Raw genomic sequence first — 15,410 nt, forward strand, 5'->3', positions numbered from 1 at the left:
GATTTTTATAACTACCAAAGTGAATAGCCACCAAGCTTCAATCGACCTGTGAAGACATTCTCGGACCGACTGAAGCATGCGCGTCTCCTGCGTGGCCACACGCAGAAGGCGCTCGCCCGCCTGGCGCGCCTATCGCAGAGCGCCATCGGCAGCTATGAAAGCGGATTGCGGCACTCCAGCCGCTCGGCCCGCAAGCTGGCGCAAGTGCTGAAGGTCGAGGCCGAATGGCTGGAAACCGGCAAGGGCCCCATGGAACTTCCCATGGGCGGCTACGACCTGAGCGACACCCTGCCCGCCACCGGCGTGGCGGAATCCTCGCCGCGCCCCGGTGGCCGGCCGCGTCCGCAGGCGCCTTGGCCTTTCGCGAATATTTCACCCGCCCAGCTCGACGCGCTGACGCCCGATGAGCGCATCGGGCTGGAAGCAATAGCGGCAACCTATATCGAACAGGCCCTGCGCATCCGCCGCGGCGCCAAGCCGCGCGGCCGCAAGGCGACCGGCTGAGTTCCCCTCGCGCAATGAAAAAAGCCCGGCATCGCCGGGCTTTCTGCTGCGTGCAGAGCGCTCAGGGCTTGGCTGCGGGAGCCGCGCCGGCCGGGGGCACCGCGGCATCGCCGCGGATCTTGGCGGCGATTTCCGAAGCGGCCTGGGCCGAGGGCACGCCGAAAGCCAGCACGCCGCGGTTCAGCGGTTCGCCGATGAGCGGGGCGGCGACCAGTTCGCGGTCGATCACGAGCGCCAGCATGTTGCCGACGTTCTTGGAGCTGACGTCATTGAGCTTGCGGGCGCCCGCTTCGGAGAAGCGCAGGCCGACGAAGTTCTGGCCCTGGCGGTCGACCAGCGCGGCGGCATCGGTCAGGTCGGCGCGCGTGAGGACGGGCACTTCCTGCATGTAGAGCTTGCCGTCGGGCAGGCTGATTTCGCGCAGGCCCGCGCCGGGTTCCTTGTGCGCCAGGTAGAAATCCACCGTCGAGGCGGTGGCGGGCGTCGTGGACTGCTGGCCGGCCTGGGGCGTGCTGGATGCGGCGTCGGACGTCTTAGTCGGGGCGGTCTTGCAACCCGCTAGCGCCAACGTCACGACAACCAGGGCGGGCGCCAATTTGCGTAAGGTAAGTTGCATGCTCGATTCCTTCTTAAGTGGACTAAGACCAGGCCGCGCGGCGGCACGCCCGGCATGTCTGAAAAGTGTACCGAACCTGAATGACGGTGTCGCCGCAGTCTGAATCCAAATGTAAATCCGTAATACCAGCTTGCACGGCAACGCGTCCCCACGCGCGCGACATCCGGCCATTCGTCGGAACGCGCGCGAGCCTCTATACTTCGCTTTCGCGCAGGGGTACTCGTCCCGGCTTCCAGCCGCGGCGTGTTGAGAGAGTCCCTTCGTACCAGTACGGATAATGCCGATGCTGGGAGCCGTATTTCCGTCCGCCCCTGCGCGGCGGAGATTCATTCCCGATCGGCTCCAACCACTCGCTTGGAGCTTTCCATGAACGCAAATCCCAAATTCCTGGCCGCCACCGCCGAAGTGGACGCGGCCGCCGTCGCGCCGCTGCCCAAATCTCGCAAGGTGTACGAAACCGGTTCGCGGCCCGACATCCGCGTGCCGTTCCGTGAAATCGAGCAGGCCGACACGCCGACCATGTTCGGCGGGGAAAAGAACCCGCCGCTGACCGTCTACGACTGCAGCGGCCCCTATACCGATCCCGAGGTCCGCATCGACATCCGCCGCGGCCTGCCCGAAGTGCGCCGCGCCTGGATCGACGAGCGCGGCGATACGGAAGTGCTGGCCGGCCCCACCAGCGACTACGGCAAGGAACGCCTGACCGATCCCAAACTGACGGCGATGCGCTTCGACCTGCAGCGCCCGCCGCGCCGCGCGAAAGCGGGCGCCAACGTCACGCAGATGCACTACGCGCGCCGCGGCATCATCACGCCCGAGATGGAATACGTGGCGATCCGCGAGAGCCTGCGCCGCGAGCACTACCTCCAGTCGCTGCGCGACAGCGGCCCCGACGGCGAAAAAATGGTGAAGCGCCTGCTGCGCCAGCACCCGGGGCAGTCGTTCGGCGCCGCCATCCCCGCCGCGATCACGCCCGAGTTCGTGCGCGACGAGATCGCGCGCGGCCGCGCCATCATCCCGGCCAACATCAACCACCCCGAAATCGAGCCGATGGCGATCGGCCGCAATTTCCTGGTGAAGATCAACGCCAATATCGGCAACTCCGCCGTCAGCTCCGGCATCGGCGAAGAAGTCGAGAAGATGACCTGGGCGATCCGCTGGGGCGGCGACACGGTCATGGACCTGTCCACCGGCAAACACATCCACGAAACGCGCGAGTGGATCATCCGCAACTCGCCCGTGCCGATCGGCACCGTGCCGATCTACCAGGCGCTGGAGAAGGTGGACGGCAAGGCCGAGGAACTGACCTGGGAGATCTTCCGCGACACGCTGATCGAACAGGCCGAGCAAGGCGTGGACTACTTCACCATCCACGCCGGCGTGCGCCTGCCGTTCATCCCCATGACCGCCGACCGCATGACGGGCATCGTCTCGCGCGGCGGCTCGATCATGGCCAAGTGGTGCCTGGCGCACCACAAGGAGAGCTTCCTCTACGAGCGTTTCGAGGAAATCTGCGAAATCATGAAGGCCTACGATGTCAGCTTCTCGCTGGGCGACGGCCTGCGCCCGGGCTCGGCGTACGACGCCAACGACGAGGCGCAATTCGCCGAGCTGAAGACCCTGGGCGAGCTGACCCAGGTGGCCTGGAAGCACGACGTCCAGGTGATGATCGAAGGCCCCGGCCACGTGCCGATGCAGATGATCAAGGAGAACATGGACCTGCAGCTGGAACACTGCCACGAGGCGCCGTTCTACACGCTGGGCCCGCTGACCACCGACATCGCCCCCGGCTACGACCACATCACCTCGGGCATCGGCGCCGCGCTGATCGGCTGGTACGGCACGGCCATGCTCTGTTATGTGACGCCGAAGGAACACCTGGGCCTGCCGAACAAGAAGGACGTGAAGGACGGCATCATCACGTACAAGATCGCGGCGCACGCGGCCGACCTGGCCAAGGGCCATCCCGGCGCGGCGATCCGTGACAACGCCTTGTCCAAGGCGCGCTTCGAGTTCCGTTGGGACGACCAGTTCAACCTGGGCCTGGATCCCGACACGGCCAAGGAGTTCCACGACGAGACCCTGCCCAAGGACTCGATGAAGGTGGCCCACTTCTGCTCGATGTGCGGTCCGCACTTCTGCAGCATGAAGATCACGCAGGACGTGCGGGATTATGCGGCGGCGCAGGGGGTCAGCGAGAAGGATGCCTTGCAGAAGGGAATGCAGGAGAAGTCGGTGGAGTTCGTGAGGAAGGGGGCCGAGGTTTATCATCGGCAGTGAGCCCGCGCGTTGCGTCGTAGGATGGGTGCAGCGCGAGAGCATCCGGGCAACGAACCGGATGCTCATCGCGCGTAACCCATCGGCCGGCGAGAGCCGGCGTTGTCTCTTGCCACGAAAAACGGCGGCTGGCGCCGCCTGATGGGTTACGCGCGTTGAATATTCGAGTTCTTGCTCAAGGACGCTCGCGCTGCACCCATCCTACAGCAGCTTCCCGGGATTCATGATCCCCGCCGGATCCAGCACCGCCTTGATCTCCCGCATCAACCGCAATTCCAGCGGATCCTTGCTATGCAGGAAATGGTCCCGCTTCAGCTGCCCGATCCCGTGCTCCGCCGAAATGCTCCCCCCGTAGCGATTCACTTCGTCCAGCACCACGTCGGTCACGGCCGCGCCGTGCACGGCCGCCCAATCGCGGTCGGCGCCGGCCGGGCGCGACAGGTTGTAGTGCAGGTTGCCGTCGCCGAAATGGCCGAAGATGAACGGGCGGATGTCCGGGTACAGCGCGCGCACGCGGGCTTCGGCGGATGCCATGAATTCGGGGATGCGTTCGATCGGCAGCGACACGTCGTGCTTCAGGTGCGGGCCGTCGGCGCGCTGCGCTTCGGAGATTTCCTCGCGCAGCTTCCACAACGCCTGCAATTGCGCGAGCGAGGCGGACACGGCGGCGTCCAGGCAGAGGCCGCGTTCCAGCGCCGTGCCGATCACGTTCTCCAGCAAGCTGTTCAGCGCGGCTTCGTCGGCGGTGTCGGCCAGTTCCACCAGCACATAGCCGGGATAACGCTGGGCGAAGGGTTCCTGCACGCCTTCGGCGTGCGTCAGCACCAGGTCCAGGCAATCGCCGGAGAAGTATTCGAAGGCCTGCAGACGGGCGCCGCATTGCTCGAACAGGATCTCGAACAGTTGCAGGGCCTGCGCCGGCGACTCCACCGCCGCCAGCACCACCGAACGCACGTCGGTGCGCGGGAAGAGGCGCAAGGCGACGGCGGTGATCACGCCCAGCGTGCCTTCCGAACCGATCAGCAACTGCTTGAGGTCGTAGCCGGTATTGTCCTTGCGCAGCGTCCGCAGGCCATGGAAGACCTCGCCGGTGGGCAGCACGGCTTCCAGGCCGAGGACCAGCTCGCGCGCCATGCCGTAGCGCACCACGTTCACGCCGCCGGCATTGGTGGCGACGTTGCCGCCGATCTGGCTGGAGTCCTCCGCGGCCAGGCTCAGCGGCAGCAGGCGGCCGGCGTCCTGCGCGGCGCGGCGCAGGTTGCCGAGAATGGCGCCGGCTTCCGCCACCATGGTATTGGCGACGGTGTCGATGGAACGCACGGCGTTCATGCGGTCCAGGCTGAGCACCACGTTGCGGGCGGCCGAGTCCGGCGTGGCGCCGCCGCACAGGCCGGTATTGCCGCCGCGCGGCACCACCGGCACGCCTTCCTGCTGGCACAGCGCCAGGCAGGTGGCGACCTCGTCGGTGGTGCGCGGGCGCACCACGGCCTGCGCCTGGCCCTTGTACAGGCCGCGCCAGTCGGACAGCCAGGGCGCGATGTCCGCTTCGGCGGTGATGACGGTGTCGGGGCCCAGGGCCTGGACCAGGCGTTGCGTAAAGTCGGATGCGCTCATGATGTCTGCCTTGCGGCCGGAGAGAGGAGATCGAGACGCAGGCGGCTGGCCGCCTGCTGCAAGTGGCGGGTCGCCGCCAGTCGGGCGCGGTCGGGATCGCCCGCGAGGATGGCGTCGTAGACGGCCACGTGTTCCTGGTGCACCACCGCGGTCAGGCCCTCCTGACGGCGGCTGTTGGTGCGCGCGGTGCTGACGGCCAGGCGCAGCTGCAGGTTCAGGTACTGCAGCAGGTCCTGGTAATAACGGTTGTGCGTGGCGGCGGCGATGGCGACGTGGAAGGCGATGTCGTGCTCGACGCCCTGTTCCGGATGGTCCAGGTTCGCTTCCAGCGCGGCCAGGGCCTCGGCCATGGCCGCAAGGTCGGTGGCGTTGCGGCGCCTCGCCGCCAGGGCGGCCGCGCCGCCTTCCAGTTCCATCCGCAATTCGTAGACGCTGGCCAGCTGCTCGCGATCGTCGAGGCCGGCGGAAACCTGGAAGCCCTGAGCACCGGTGCGGGACACCACCACGCTGCCCGAGCCCTGGCGGCTCTGGATCAGCCCCTGGGCGCGCAGGCGCTCGGTGGCCTCGCGGATGACCGCGGCGCTCACACCGTACTGCTCCGCCAGGACACGGCCGGGCGGCAGCTTGGCGCCCACGGAATGGACGCCTTCGGCGATGTCGCCCGCGATCTGGCGGGCGACCTGTTCGGTCAAGGTCAGGCTCTTGCTCAGCATGCGCCGATTATAGGCCTACTTTTCAGGTTATCTGATAACTTTTGACAATGACAGCCCGGATCCGGCGCGCCGCCGCGACTCAGGCCACGGCGCGCTCGCCGTCCGGCAGCATTTTGTCCTCGGGTTCGACGGCGGCTTCGCCCCCGGCGACCGCGCAGCAGCGTCCGCCCCGCGCCTTGGCGCGGTACAGCGCGGCGTCGGCCGAATCCAGGGCGGCTTGCGGGTTCCGGTTGGCGCCCGACACGATGGAGATGCCGATGGACAGGCCCACGCTGACGCGGGTGCCGTCGGCCAGCGTGATCGGCTGCGACACGTCATGCAGCAGGTGCTCGCCCAGGCGCAGGGCGGAGGTGGCGTCGATGCCGGTCACGAGCACGATGAATTCGTCGCCGCCGATCCGCGCCGCCACGTCGTCCACCCGCAGCATGGCCCGCATGCGCTGCGCGATGGTCATGAGCACCTGGTCGCCCGCGGCATGGCCGTAGGTGTCGTTGATGAGCTTGAAATCGTCCATGTCCATGTACAGCAGCGCCGCCGAGCTGTCATGGCTGCGAGCGCTGGTGCAGACCCGCTCCAGCGCCGCCTGCAGGCCGGCCCGGTTGGCCAGCCCGGTCAGCGCGTCTTCGCTGGCGCGGCGATCGCTGTCCCGCTCGGCCAGCATGGTGGACACCAGGATGCGGTTCAGCCGGTGCGACGCGACGCTCATGCTGACCAGGTAGAACGGAATCTGGATGAAGACGATGGCGGTAACGTATTCGCCGGTGAACGCCGCGCCCAGGCACATCGGCCCCAGGCTGAGGAAGATCATGGCGCCGACCAGCCTGGGCGCGCCATAGTTGCGAAAGCAGATGCCCCCGGCCATGGCGCCGCAGGACACCCCGGCCAGCGTGGCGGCCAGCCAGTCGCCGTTGATGAAGGTGACGAATACGCCGTAGCCCACGCTGAACGCCCACAGCAGCGCCAGCAGGATATAGATGTCGGTATGGGTATTGCCCCCCCGGGCCGCGGCCTTCAGGGCGGATCGCAGGATCGTGACCCGCACCGCCGCGAGGATGACCTCCATGGCCAGCCAGGACAAATACAGCGGCTCGGGGCGCCGCCAGGCGACGACGCCGGAGATCATGAGCGTGTTGATGACGCCGCCCGCGAAAATGGGGAGCGTGCCAAACAAGCTGGCGATCAGCGCCGCGCGGATGTCCGCGGGCGTGTCGTGCCCGGAATGCGTCAGCCAACGCGTCAGGCGCCATCTGGGCAAGCTGAACTTAAGTGCTGTATCCACGCGGTCACGTCCCTGGCCACATCTACCCGGTTTCAGATAGGCTGGCTGGCGTTATAGCAGGTATTTCAGGCCTTTAATATTGTCCGCGGGTTCAATACGCGGTCCTGTTTCAATGGCCGCGATGGCCGCAGACCGCGCATTCGGGGTCGCGCTGGACGTTCACGCTGCGCCATTGCATGGTGCGCACGTCCAGCCAGAGCAGGCGGCCGGACAGGCTTTCGCCCACCCCGGACAGCAGTTTGAGCGCCTCCGCCGCCTGCATGCTGCCGATGATGCCGACGACCGGCGCGAACACGCCCATCGTGGCGCAATTGGCCTCTTCGACGTCGTCGCCTTCCGGAAACAGGCAGTGGTAGCAGGGGGAGTCGTCGCGGCGCAGGTCGTAGACGCTGACCTGGCCGTCGAAGCGGATCGCCGCGCCCGACACCAGCGGCTTGCGATGCTCGACGCAGGCTCGGTTGATGGCGTGGCGGGTGGTGAAGTTGTCGGTGCAGTCCAGCACCAGGTCGGCCTGGGCGACCGCGTCGGACAGCGCCTGGCCCTGGAGCCGCTCGACACGGGCATGGACCCGCGCCTGCGAATTGAACGCCGCCAGCATGTCGCGCCCCGATTCGGCCTTGTGGCGGCCGACGCTGGACGTGGTGTGCAGGATCTGGCGCTGCAGGTTGCTGAGTTCGACGACGTCGTCGTCGGCCAGCGTGATGTCGCCCACGCCGGCGGTCGCCAGGTAGAGCGCGGCGGGCGAACCGAGTCCGCCCGCTCCCACGATGAGCACACGCGCCGCCAGCAGTTTTTCCTGCCCTTCTATTCCCAGCTCGTCGAGCAGGATGTGGCGGGCGTAGCGCAGCAGTTGCTCGTCGTTCATTTGTCCTTGCTGGGCTCGACTCCGGTCGGCGTGATCTTCATGCGCTGGGCAGTGCCGCCGCCGGGCTTGGCGTCGGCCTTGGCCTGGGCGCGGGCCGAGCCCTTCTGCACCGGCTTGCCGGCCAGCAGGTTCAGCGCCTGCTGCAGCTGGAAGTCGTCCTTGCCGCCGAATTCGAACACCTTGGCGGGCACTTCGGCGTTGTCCTGGTCGGCGCTGGACTTCACTTCGTTGGCCGTCTGCTGGTTGGACAGGTGGCGTTGCAGGTCGGCCTCGCGCGGCAGGCGGAACAGGTCGCCGTCGGCCGTATCGGCAACGACGTAGTCCGGTTCGATGCCGGTGGCCTGGATCGAACGGCCGCTGGGCGTGAAGTAGCGCGAGGTGGTGAGCTTGACCGCGGTGGTTTCGGACAGCGGCAGGATCACCTGCACCGAGCCCTTGCCGAAGCTGCGGTTGCCCAGGACCTTGGCGCGCTTGTGATCCTGCAGCGCGCCGGCCACGATCTCGGAGGCCGAGGCGGAACCGACGTTCACCAGCACGACCATGGGCACGGTCTTGGTCCAGGCCGGCAGGCCGGACAGGTAGTTGCTTTCGCCGCGGGCGTACTCGGACGGCGTGGCCAGGTACTTGTGGCGGGCATCCGGCGTGCGGCCGTCGGTGGAAACCACCAGGGAATCGGGCGGCAGGAACGCGCCGGCCACGCCGATGGCGCTGGTCAGCAGGCCGCCCGGGTCGTTGCGCAGGTCCAGCACCAGGCCCTTGGGAGCTTCCTTCGCGCCCAGGTCCTTCAGTTGCTTGGCCAGGTCGGAGCCGGTCTTTTCCTGGAACTGGGCGACGCGCACGTAGCCGATGCCGTTGTCCAGCATCTTGCTGCGCACGCTGCGCACCTTGATGATGTCGCGCACGATCTTCAGCACGATGGGCTGCGGACGGTCGGCGCGCATGATGGTGAGCGTGATCGGCGACTTGGGCGCGCCGCGCATCAGCTTGACCGCGTCGTTGAGCGTCATGCCTTTGGTGGGCGTGTCGTCGATCTTGATGATGAGGTCGCCTGCCATCACGCCGGCGCGCGCGGCGGGCGTGTCTTCGATCGGCGAGATCACCTTCACGAAGCCGTCTTCGGCGCCGACCTCGATGCCCAGGCCGCCGAACTCGCCCTGCGTGGCCGTCTGCATTTCGCGGAACGCGTCGGCATCCAGGTAGGCGGAGTGGGGGTCCAGGTTCGACACCATGCCGGAGATGGCATTGTCGATCAGGGTCTTGTCGTCGACGGCTTCGACGTAGTTGTTCTTGATGGCGGCAAACACGTTGCTCAGTTGCCTGAGCTCGTCCAGCGGCAAGGGGCTACCGCGCTGCGCGACCGCTGTCACGCCCACGCTGAGCAACACACCCGCCACCGCACCGATGGCAATCAGACCGAAACCGCGAAACTTACGAGTGCCCATGCACACTTCCCGAATTGTGTTTTCGCCGATGGGGTTTGGTAATTACCAACGACATCAATCTACTGCGCCAGCCACTGGGCCGGATCCACAGGAGCGCCACGATGGCGAATTTCAAAGTATAGGCCGGATTCCACTTGGCCGCCGGTTGCGCCCACCGTGGCGATCGTATCGCCACCCGTCACCGAATCTCCCACCCGCTTGAGCAGGCTTTGGTTGTAAGCATAGACGGTCAGGTACTGCTGCCCATGATCCACAATGATGAGGTTGCCGAAACCGCGCAGCCAATCGGCGTAGACCACGGTGCCCGGGGCCACCACCTTGACCGGCGTGCCTTCGGGCGCCCGCAGCACCACGCCGCGCCAGACGCCGCCGTCCGGGCGATCGACCCCGAAACGGCCCTGCACCTGGCCGCGCACCGGCATGGCCAGGCCCTGGCGCAGGCCGTTGCCGCCGCCGACCGGCGCGGCGCGCGCGGTCTGCGTCGGCTCGATACGGGTTGGAGCGGGTTTCTCGGGCACAGGTTCCGCTTTCTTGGGCGGTTCCTCGGGTTTTGCCTTGGGCGGCGCCTCGTCGGGCACGATCAGGCGCGACTGCCGCTGATCGGCCGGGCGCAAGCCGGCGGCGTCCGGGTCGGCCACGGCGACGGGGCCGCGGTTCTGGCGGGAGGCCGCTTCAACCTGCTCGCGGGCCTGGGCGGCGTCGCGCGCATCCCGGGCGTCCCGCTCGCGGCGCGCGGTGTCCGCCGCCACCTTGCGGTCGGCGTCGGCCTTCTTGCGGGCCTCCTCGGCCCGACGCTCCGCGTCGGCGCGCTTCCTGGCCTCTTCGGCGGCGCGGCGGGCTTCCTCGGCCTTGCGGGCCTCTTCCGCCTTCCTGCGCGCCTCTTCGGCCTTGCGGGCCTCTTCGATCTGCTTGGCGATGGCCGCGTCCAGGTCGGTGATCAGGCGCGACAGCCGCTGGTCGTCGCGCCCCAGCTTGTTGGCCTCGGCGCGCTGGGCGGCAATCTGGCCTTCCAGCCGCGCCAGGAGCGTGGAGCGTTCTTTCTGCTGCCCGACCAGCGCGGCTTTCTGTTCGGTGGTCTCGGCGACGACTTTTTCGATCTCGGCGCGGCGGGCGTCGGCGCGCTCCTGCAGGGCGGCGAGGCGGTCGATGTCCGCCCGCAGGGCCTGCACGGCGGCGGCCCGGGCCTGCGAGACGTAATCCAGGTAGCCCAGGTTGCGCCCCAGCACCTGGGGATCGTCGCCCGACAGCAGGGCCGTCCAGGGCGACAGGCCGCTGGTGTACTGGGTGCGTAGTTGTTCCGCCAGCTCGGCGCGTCGCTTGGCCAGCGCGGCCTGCTGCGCGTCGATCTGCTTTTCCAGGCCGGCCAGGTCCGTCTGGGCCTGGCGGTTGGCCTCGGCCAGCTCCCGCAGGCGCAGGTTGATCCTGGAAATGGCCGATTCCGACTGTTTGAGCGCGTCGGCCGCTTCCTTGCGGGCGGCCTCGCGGTCGTCGATTTCCTTTTGCAGGTTCTCGATCCGGTCCCGCAAGGCGGCCTGCTGCTTTTCCGCGTCGGACTGACGGCCGGCGAGGTCATTGGGCGCGGCGACAGCCGACAACGCCCCACCGGCCAGAACGACCGCCAACAACAACCCCGCCGTGCGACACATGGAAATATCAGTCCTTCTCAGGATGTCAGTCCTTCTTGGCCTTGCCCTGGGCGGCCACGGCCGCCATGGCCGCCTCGATCTCGGCGGCATCGCCCAGATAATAGTGGCGGATGGGGCGCAGGTCATCATCCAATTCGTACACCAGCGGCTGGCCGGTGGGAATGTTCAGGTTGACGATGTCCTCGTCGGACACGTTGTCCAGGTGCTTGATCAGGGCGCGCAGGCTATTGCCGTGGGCGGCGATGAGCACCTTGCGGCCCGAACGGATGGCCGGGGCGATGGATTCGTTCCAGAACGGCAGCACGCGGGCCACGGTGTCCTTCAGGCACTCGGTGGCCGGCAGCTGGTCGGCCGGGATCCGGGCGTAGCGGCTGTCGAAACGGGGGTGGCGCTCGTCGTCGAGCGACAGCGGTTCCGGGGCGATGGCATAGGCGCGGCGCCAGATCAGCACCTGCTCGTCGCCGTACTTGGCCGCGGTTTCGGCCTTGTTCAGGCCCTGCAGCGCGCCGTAGTGGCGCTCGTTCAGGCGCCAGTTGATGCCCACGGGGGTGTACATGGCGTCCATGGCGTCCAGGGCGATCCACAGGGTGCGGATGGCGCGCTTGAGCACCGAGGAGTAGGCCAGGTCGAAGGTGTAGCCTTCTTTCTTGAGGAGTTCGCCGGCCTTGCGGGCCTGTTCGCGGCCGGTGTCGGTCAGGTCGACGTCGGTCCAGCCGGTGAAGCGGTTTTCCAGGTTCCACTGGCTTTCGCCGTGGCGCATCAGAACGAGTTTATGCATGGTTTGGCACGCGATTGTCGCGGGTTAAAGTTAGGAAATGGTCAGAGAATGCGCTCATTTTATAATTGAGTGATTTTGCCCTTGATTTTGCCCTGGCGCACCCGCCCTTTTTCGGCGGAGGCGGCCCAGGGTTCGCCGATACCAGGCTAGTCGCCGCCCTTCAGGATGCCCCGTGGATCTTCTGCAATTCTTGCTCGATAAAAACAACATCTTCATTGTCGCCGTTGCCGTGGTTTCCGGCGTGATGCTGGCCATCCCCGCCCTGCGCCGCGGCCGCGCCGGCTCCGCCGTCAGCACGGGCGAAGCCATCCAGATGGTCAACCAGCGCCAGGCCGTCTGGGTCGACGTGCGCCCGGCCGAACAATTCCAGGCCGGCCACATCGCCCAGGCGCGCAACGTGCCGGCCGCGGACCTGGAGCAAAAGGCCGCCTCCCTGCCCAAGAACAAGCCGCTGGTCGTGGTTTGCGACAATGGCCGTGATTCCGCCCGTGCCGCCGCCAAGCTGCGCGCCCAGGGCTTCGCCGACGTGGTGCCGCTGGAAGGCGGCATGCGCGCCTGGTCGGCCGCCAGCCTGCCGGTGACCCAAAAGGGTTGAATCCGCGGGCCTCGCCCCCATCTGCCTATTCTTGTACCCACAGGAGCGCCCATGAACAAAGTCGTCATGTACAGCAAGGACTATTGTCCCTATTGCGCGCGCGCCAAGTCGCTGCTGGAGCAGCGCGGCGTGACGGACCTGGAAATCATCCAGATCGACCGGGATCCGGCCCAACGCGACGTCATGATCGAACGCACCGGCCGGCGCACCGTGCCGCAAATCTTCATCGGCGATACCCATGTCGGCGGTTGCGACGACCTGATGGCGCTAGACCGCTCGGGCGGCCTGGCTCCCATGCTCAACGGCTGACCGCCTCCCTTTTTGCCCCTCCCACCAACGGAAACACTCATGGCTGATCAAGACCAAAACACCCAGCAAGAAGGCGGCAACGACGCGCCCTCGTTCAATCTGCAGCGCGTCTACCTGAAAGACCTTTCGCTGGAGATGCCGAACGCGCCTCACGTCTTCCTGGAGCAAGAAGCGCCCCAGGTCGAAGTGAGCATCACCGTGGGCGGGCAGCGCCTGGCCGACACCGTGTTCGAAACCACGGTCACCGTCACTGTCACCACCCGCATCAACGAAAAGGTGGTGTACCTGGTCGAAGGCACGCAAGCCGGCATCTTCGAAGCCGCGAACATCCCCGAAGAGCAGCTCGATCCGCTGCTGGGCATCGTCTGCCCGACCATGCTGTACCCGTACCTGCGCGCCAACATCGCCGACGCGATCACCCGCACCTCGATGCCGCCGCTGCACCTGACCGAAGTCAACTTCCAGGCCCTGTACGAGCAGCGTCTGGCCGAACTGCAACAACAGCAGAACGCGGCCAATGGCAACGGCAGCGACTCGGGCATCATTCTGCCGCCCGGCGCGACCCGCCAGTAAGCCCCACCCGGCTCGGCGATGAAAATGGCCCCCACGCCGCGCCTGCGGCTTGCTGCCCCCCAAGGGGGCGCTTTCCATCTTGAGGCGGCTCGGCGATGAAAAGAACCGAGCCGCGTCTGCGCGTCGCCGTCCTGGGCGCGGGAAGTTGGGGCACCGCGCTGGCGGCGGCGGCGAGCCGCCGCCATGCCACCGCGCTCTGGGCGCGCGACGCCGCCCAGGCGGCCGACATGGCCGCCACGCATGAAAATGCGCGCTATCTGCCTGGCATCGCGCTGCCCCAGGCACTGAACATTTCTTCCGATCTCGACGCCACGCTGCGCGGCCTGCAAGGCGAGGGCGCGCAAGGCCTCATCGTGCTGGGCGTGCCCGTGGCCGGCCTGACCGCCATCTGCGGCGAACTGTCCCGCCGGCTGCCCGCGCTGGGCCTGGCGGACACGCCCATCGTCTGGACCTGCAAGGGCTTCGAGGCGGACACGGCCCGGCTGCCCCATGAAATCATGCGCGAGGCCCTGCCCGGCGCAACCGGCGGCGCCCTGTCCGGCCCCTCGTTCGCGCGCGAAGTCGCGCAGGGCCTGCCCGTGGCGCTGACCGTGGCCAGCGACAGCCCCGCCCTGCGCGCGGCCACCACGGCTGCCTTCCATGGCGCCGCGCTGCGCGTCTACGCCAGCACCGACCTGGTCGGCGTGGAGGTGGGCGGCGCCCTGAAGAACGTTATCGCCGTCGCCTGCGGCATTTGCGACGGACTCGCCCTGGGCACCAATGCCCGCGCGGCGCTGATCACCCGCGGCCTGGCCGAAATGACCCGCTTCGGCGTCGCCCTGGGCGCGCAGGCGGAAACCTTCGCCGGCCTGACCGGCCTGGGCGACCTCGTCTTGACCGCCACGGGCGAACTGTCGCGCAACCGCCGCGTCGGCCTGGAAATCGGCGCCGGCCGCAAGCTGGCCGACATCCTCGCCAGCGGCATCACCGCCGAAGGCGTGCGCTGCGCCCGCGCCGCCCTGGAGCGCGCCCGCGCCATCCAGGTCGAGCTGCCGATCACCGAGGCCGTCTGCGCCGTGCTGTTCGACGGCGTGGCCCCCATGACGGCCGTCTCCGCCCTGCTCGCCCGCGACGCCCGCTACGAAAGCGGCGCCGGCCTGCCGGACGGCCCGTCCCACTGACCCACGACAAAACAACCCGCCCCCATCGAGGAGACACGCTTCATGACGCAAGCCCGCAAGTTCCGGGTCGGCCAGCTGCTACGCGGCCTGTGCCTGAGTCTGGCCGCGATCCTGCCCGCCGCCGCCCATGCCGACTGGCCTGACCGCCCCATCCATATGGTCGTGCCCTTCCCGCCCGGGTCCTCGCCGGACATCCTGGCGCGCACGATTTCGGAGCCGCTGTCGCAGGCCCTGGGCCAGCCCATCGTCATCGACAACAAGCCGGGCGCCGGCGGCAACATCGGCACCCGCATGGTGTCGCAGGCCAAGCCGGACGGCTATACCCTGCTCTATACGATCAACGGCCCGCTGGTCACCGCCCCCACGCTGTACAAGAAGACCCTGGGCTACGACCCGCTGCGCGACCTGGCGCCCGTCTCACTGGTGGGCACCAGCCCCAACGTGCTGGTGGTGCCCGCCAGCCTGCAGGTCGATAACGTCAAGGATTTCGTCGCGCTGGTGAAAAAGCGCGGCAATTCGCTGAACTACGGTTCCGTGGGTCCGGGCAGCTCGGCCCACCTGGCGATGGAAATGTTCAAGGAAAGCGCCGGCGTCGACCTGGCGCACATCCCCTATTCCGGCTTCCCGCAGGTCATCACCGCCATCATCGGCGGCGACGTCCAGGCGGGATTCATGGTGCCCGCGATCGCCGTGCCCCAGGCGCGCGACGGCAAGGTGAAGCTGCTGGCCGTGACCAGCCTGCAGCCCAGCGACGCCCTGCCCGGCGTTCCGACCATGGCCTCCCAGGGCTACCCGGACTTCGAGGCCATCTCGTGGAACGCGGTGCTGGTCCCGGCCGGCACGCCCACGCCCATCGTCGAGCGGCTCAACAGCGAACTGGCCCGCATCATCGACAGCGAAGCCGTGCGCAAGCAACTGGCGCTGCAATACTTCACGCCCGCGCCGTCCACGCCCGAAGCGCTGACCGCCCGCATCAAGAACGAAAAAGCGCGCTGGGACCAGGTCATCGAAAAGCTGAACCTGTCGCTGGATTGAGCGC

15 protein-coding genes are annotated in these 15,410 nt (G+C 67.6%); 7 read left to right on the forward strand and 8 right to left on the reverse strand.

Translation table 11 applies throughout. From position 1 onward, the window contains the following. Positions 1–69: 69 nt before the first annotated feature. Complete coding sequence (locus tag ADE01S_RS28670; RefSeq protein ID WP_087881476.1) at positions 70–504, forward strand: helix-turn-helix transcriptional regulator; 435 nt, start codon at positions 70–72, stop codon at positions 502–504. A gap of 61 nt (positions 505–565) precedes the next feature. Here the strand turns inward: ADE01S_RS28670 and ADE01S_RS28675 are convergent, their stop codons facing one another. Then, a complete protein-coding gene (locus ADE01S_RS28675; RefSeq protein ID WP_062685163.1) occupies positions 566–1,120 on the reverse strand; it encodes a SecDF P1 head subdomain-containing protein in 555 nt (184 codons plus the stop codon). A 366-nt stretch (positions 1,121–1,486) separates the two neighbouring features. Here ADE01S_RS28675 and thiC point away from each other — a divergent pair, with 366 nt between their 5' ends. Then, complete coding sequence (gene thiC, locus ADE01S_RS28680; RefSeq protein WP_062685164.1) at positions 1,487–3,400, forward strand: phosphomethylpyrimidine synthase ThiC; 1,914 nt, start codon at positions 1,487–1,489, stop codon at positions 3,398–3,400. Positions 3,401–3,598: 198 nt separating this feature from the next. Here the strand turns inward: thiC and ADE01S_RS28685 are convergent, their stop codons facing one another. From ADE01S_RS28685 to gpmA, 7 genes are all read right to left on the reverse strand, one after another. Next, entirely contained in the window at positions 3,599–5,011 is a 1,413-nt protein-coding gene (locus tag ADE01S_RS28685) for an FAD-binding oxidoreductase (protein WP_062685165.1), read from the reverse strand. Next, positions 5,008–5,724 (reverse strand): FadR/GntR family transcriptional regulator, encoded by a 717-nt coding sequence (locus ADE01S_RS28690; RefSeq protein WP_062685166.1) that lies wholly within the window; start codon positions 5,722–5,724, stop codon positions 5,008–5,010. Before ADE01S_RS28690 ends, ADE01S_RS28685 begins: the two co-directional genes overlap by 4 nt. Positions 5,725–5,803: 79 nt before the next feature. Continuing rightward, positions 5,804–7,003, reverse strand: a complete 1,200-nt coding sequence (locus tag ADE01S_RS28695) for a GGDEF domain-containing protein (RefSeq protein WP_062685167.1) — start codon at positions 7,001–7,003, stop codon at positions 5,804–5,806. A gap of 109 nt (positions 7,004–7,112) precedes the next feature. Beyond that, positions 7,113–7,868 (reverse strand): HesA/MoeB/ThiF family protein, encoded by a 756-nt coding sequence (locus ADE01S_RS28700; protein ID WP_062685168.1) that lies wholly within the window; start codon positions 7,866–7,868, stop codon positions 7,113–7,115. Next, positions 7,865–9,310, reverse strand: coding sequence for a S41 family peptidase (locus tag ADE01S_RS28705; RefSeq protein ID WP_062685169.1), 1,446 nt, complete (start codon positions 9,308–9,310; stop codon positions 7,865–7,867). Before ADE01S_RS28705 ends, ADE01S_RS28700 begins: the two co-directional genes overlap by 4 nt. Positions 9,311–9,369: 59 nt before the next feature. Continuing rightward, entirely contained in the window at positions 9,370–10,956 is a 1,587-nt protein-coding gene (locus ADE01S_RS28710; RefSeq protein ID WP_062685170.1) for a murein hydrolase activator EnvC family protein, read from the reverse strand. Positions 10,957–10,981: 25 nt separating this feature from the next. Next, on the reverse strand, positions 10,982–11,734 hold the full coding sequence (gpmA, locus tag ADE01S_RS28715; protein WP_062685171.1) for a 2,3-diphosphoglycerate-dependent phosphoglycerate mutase: 753 nt from the start codon (positions 11,732–11,734) through the stop codon (positions 10,982–10,984). Positions 11,735–11,906: 172 nt separating this feature from the next. Between gpmA and ADE01S_RS28720 the strand changes: the two genes are divergently transcribed. The 5 genes from ADE01S_RS28720 to ADE01S_RS28740 all read left to right on the forward strand — a co-directional run bounded on the left by ADE01S_RS28720 (position 11,907) and on the right by ADE01S_RS28740 (position 15,406). Next, a complete protein-coding gene (locus ADE01S_RS28720; RefSeq protein WP_062685172.1) occupies positions 11,907–12,329 on the forward strand; it encodes a rhodanese-like domain-containing protein in 423 nt (140 codons plus the stop codon). A gap of 51 nt (positions 12,330–12,380) precedes the next feature. After that, positions 12,381–12,638, forward strand: coding sequence for a glutaredoxin 3 (grxC, locus tag ADE01S_RS28725; protein ID WP_043546853.1), 258 nt, complete (start codon positions 12,381–12,383; stop codon positions 12,636–12,638). Positions 12,639–12,677: 39 nt separating this feature from the next. After that, a complete protein-coding gene (gene secB / locus ADE01S_RS28730; RefSeq protein ID WP_062685173.1) occupies positions 12,678–13,211 on the forward strand; it encodes a protein-export chaperone SecB in 534 nt (177 codons plus the stop codon). Positions 13,212–13,306: 95 nt separating this feature from the next. Then, positions 13,307–14,371, forward strand: coding sequence for an NAD(P)H-dependent glycerol-3-phosphate dehydrogenase (locus ADE01S_RS28735; RefSeq protein WP_062685174.1), 1,065 nt, complete (start codon positions 13,307–13,309; stop codon positions 14,369–14,371). Positions 14,372–14,413: 42 nt separating this feature from the next. Further along, positions 14,414–15,406: a Bug family tripartite tricarboxylate transporter substrate binding protein gene (locus ADE01S_RS28740; RefSeq protein WP_062685175.1), complete on the forward strand. Its 993-nt coding sequence runs from the start codon at positions 14,414–14,416 to the stop codon at positions 15,404–15,406. Positions 15,407–15,410: the final 4 nt, after the last annotated feature.

Origin of the sequence: Achromobacter denitrificans NBRC 15125 (assembly GCF_001571365.1) — a bacterium.
Lineage (GTDB): Bacteria > Pseudomonadota > Gammaproteobacteria > Burkholderiales > Burkholderiaceae_B > Achromobacter > Achromobacter denitrificans.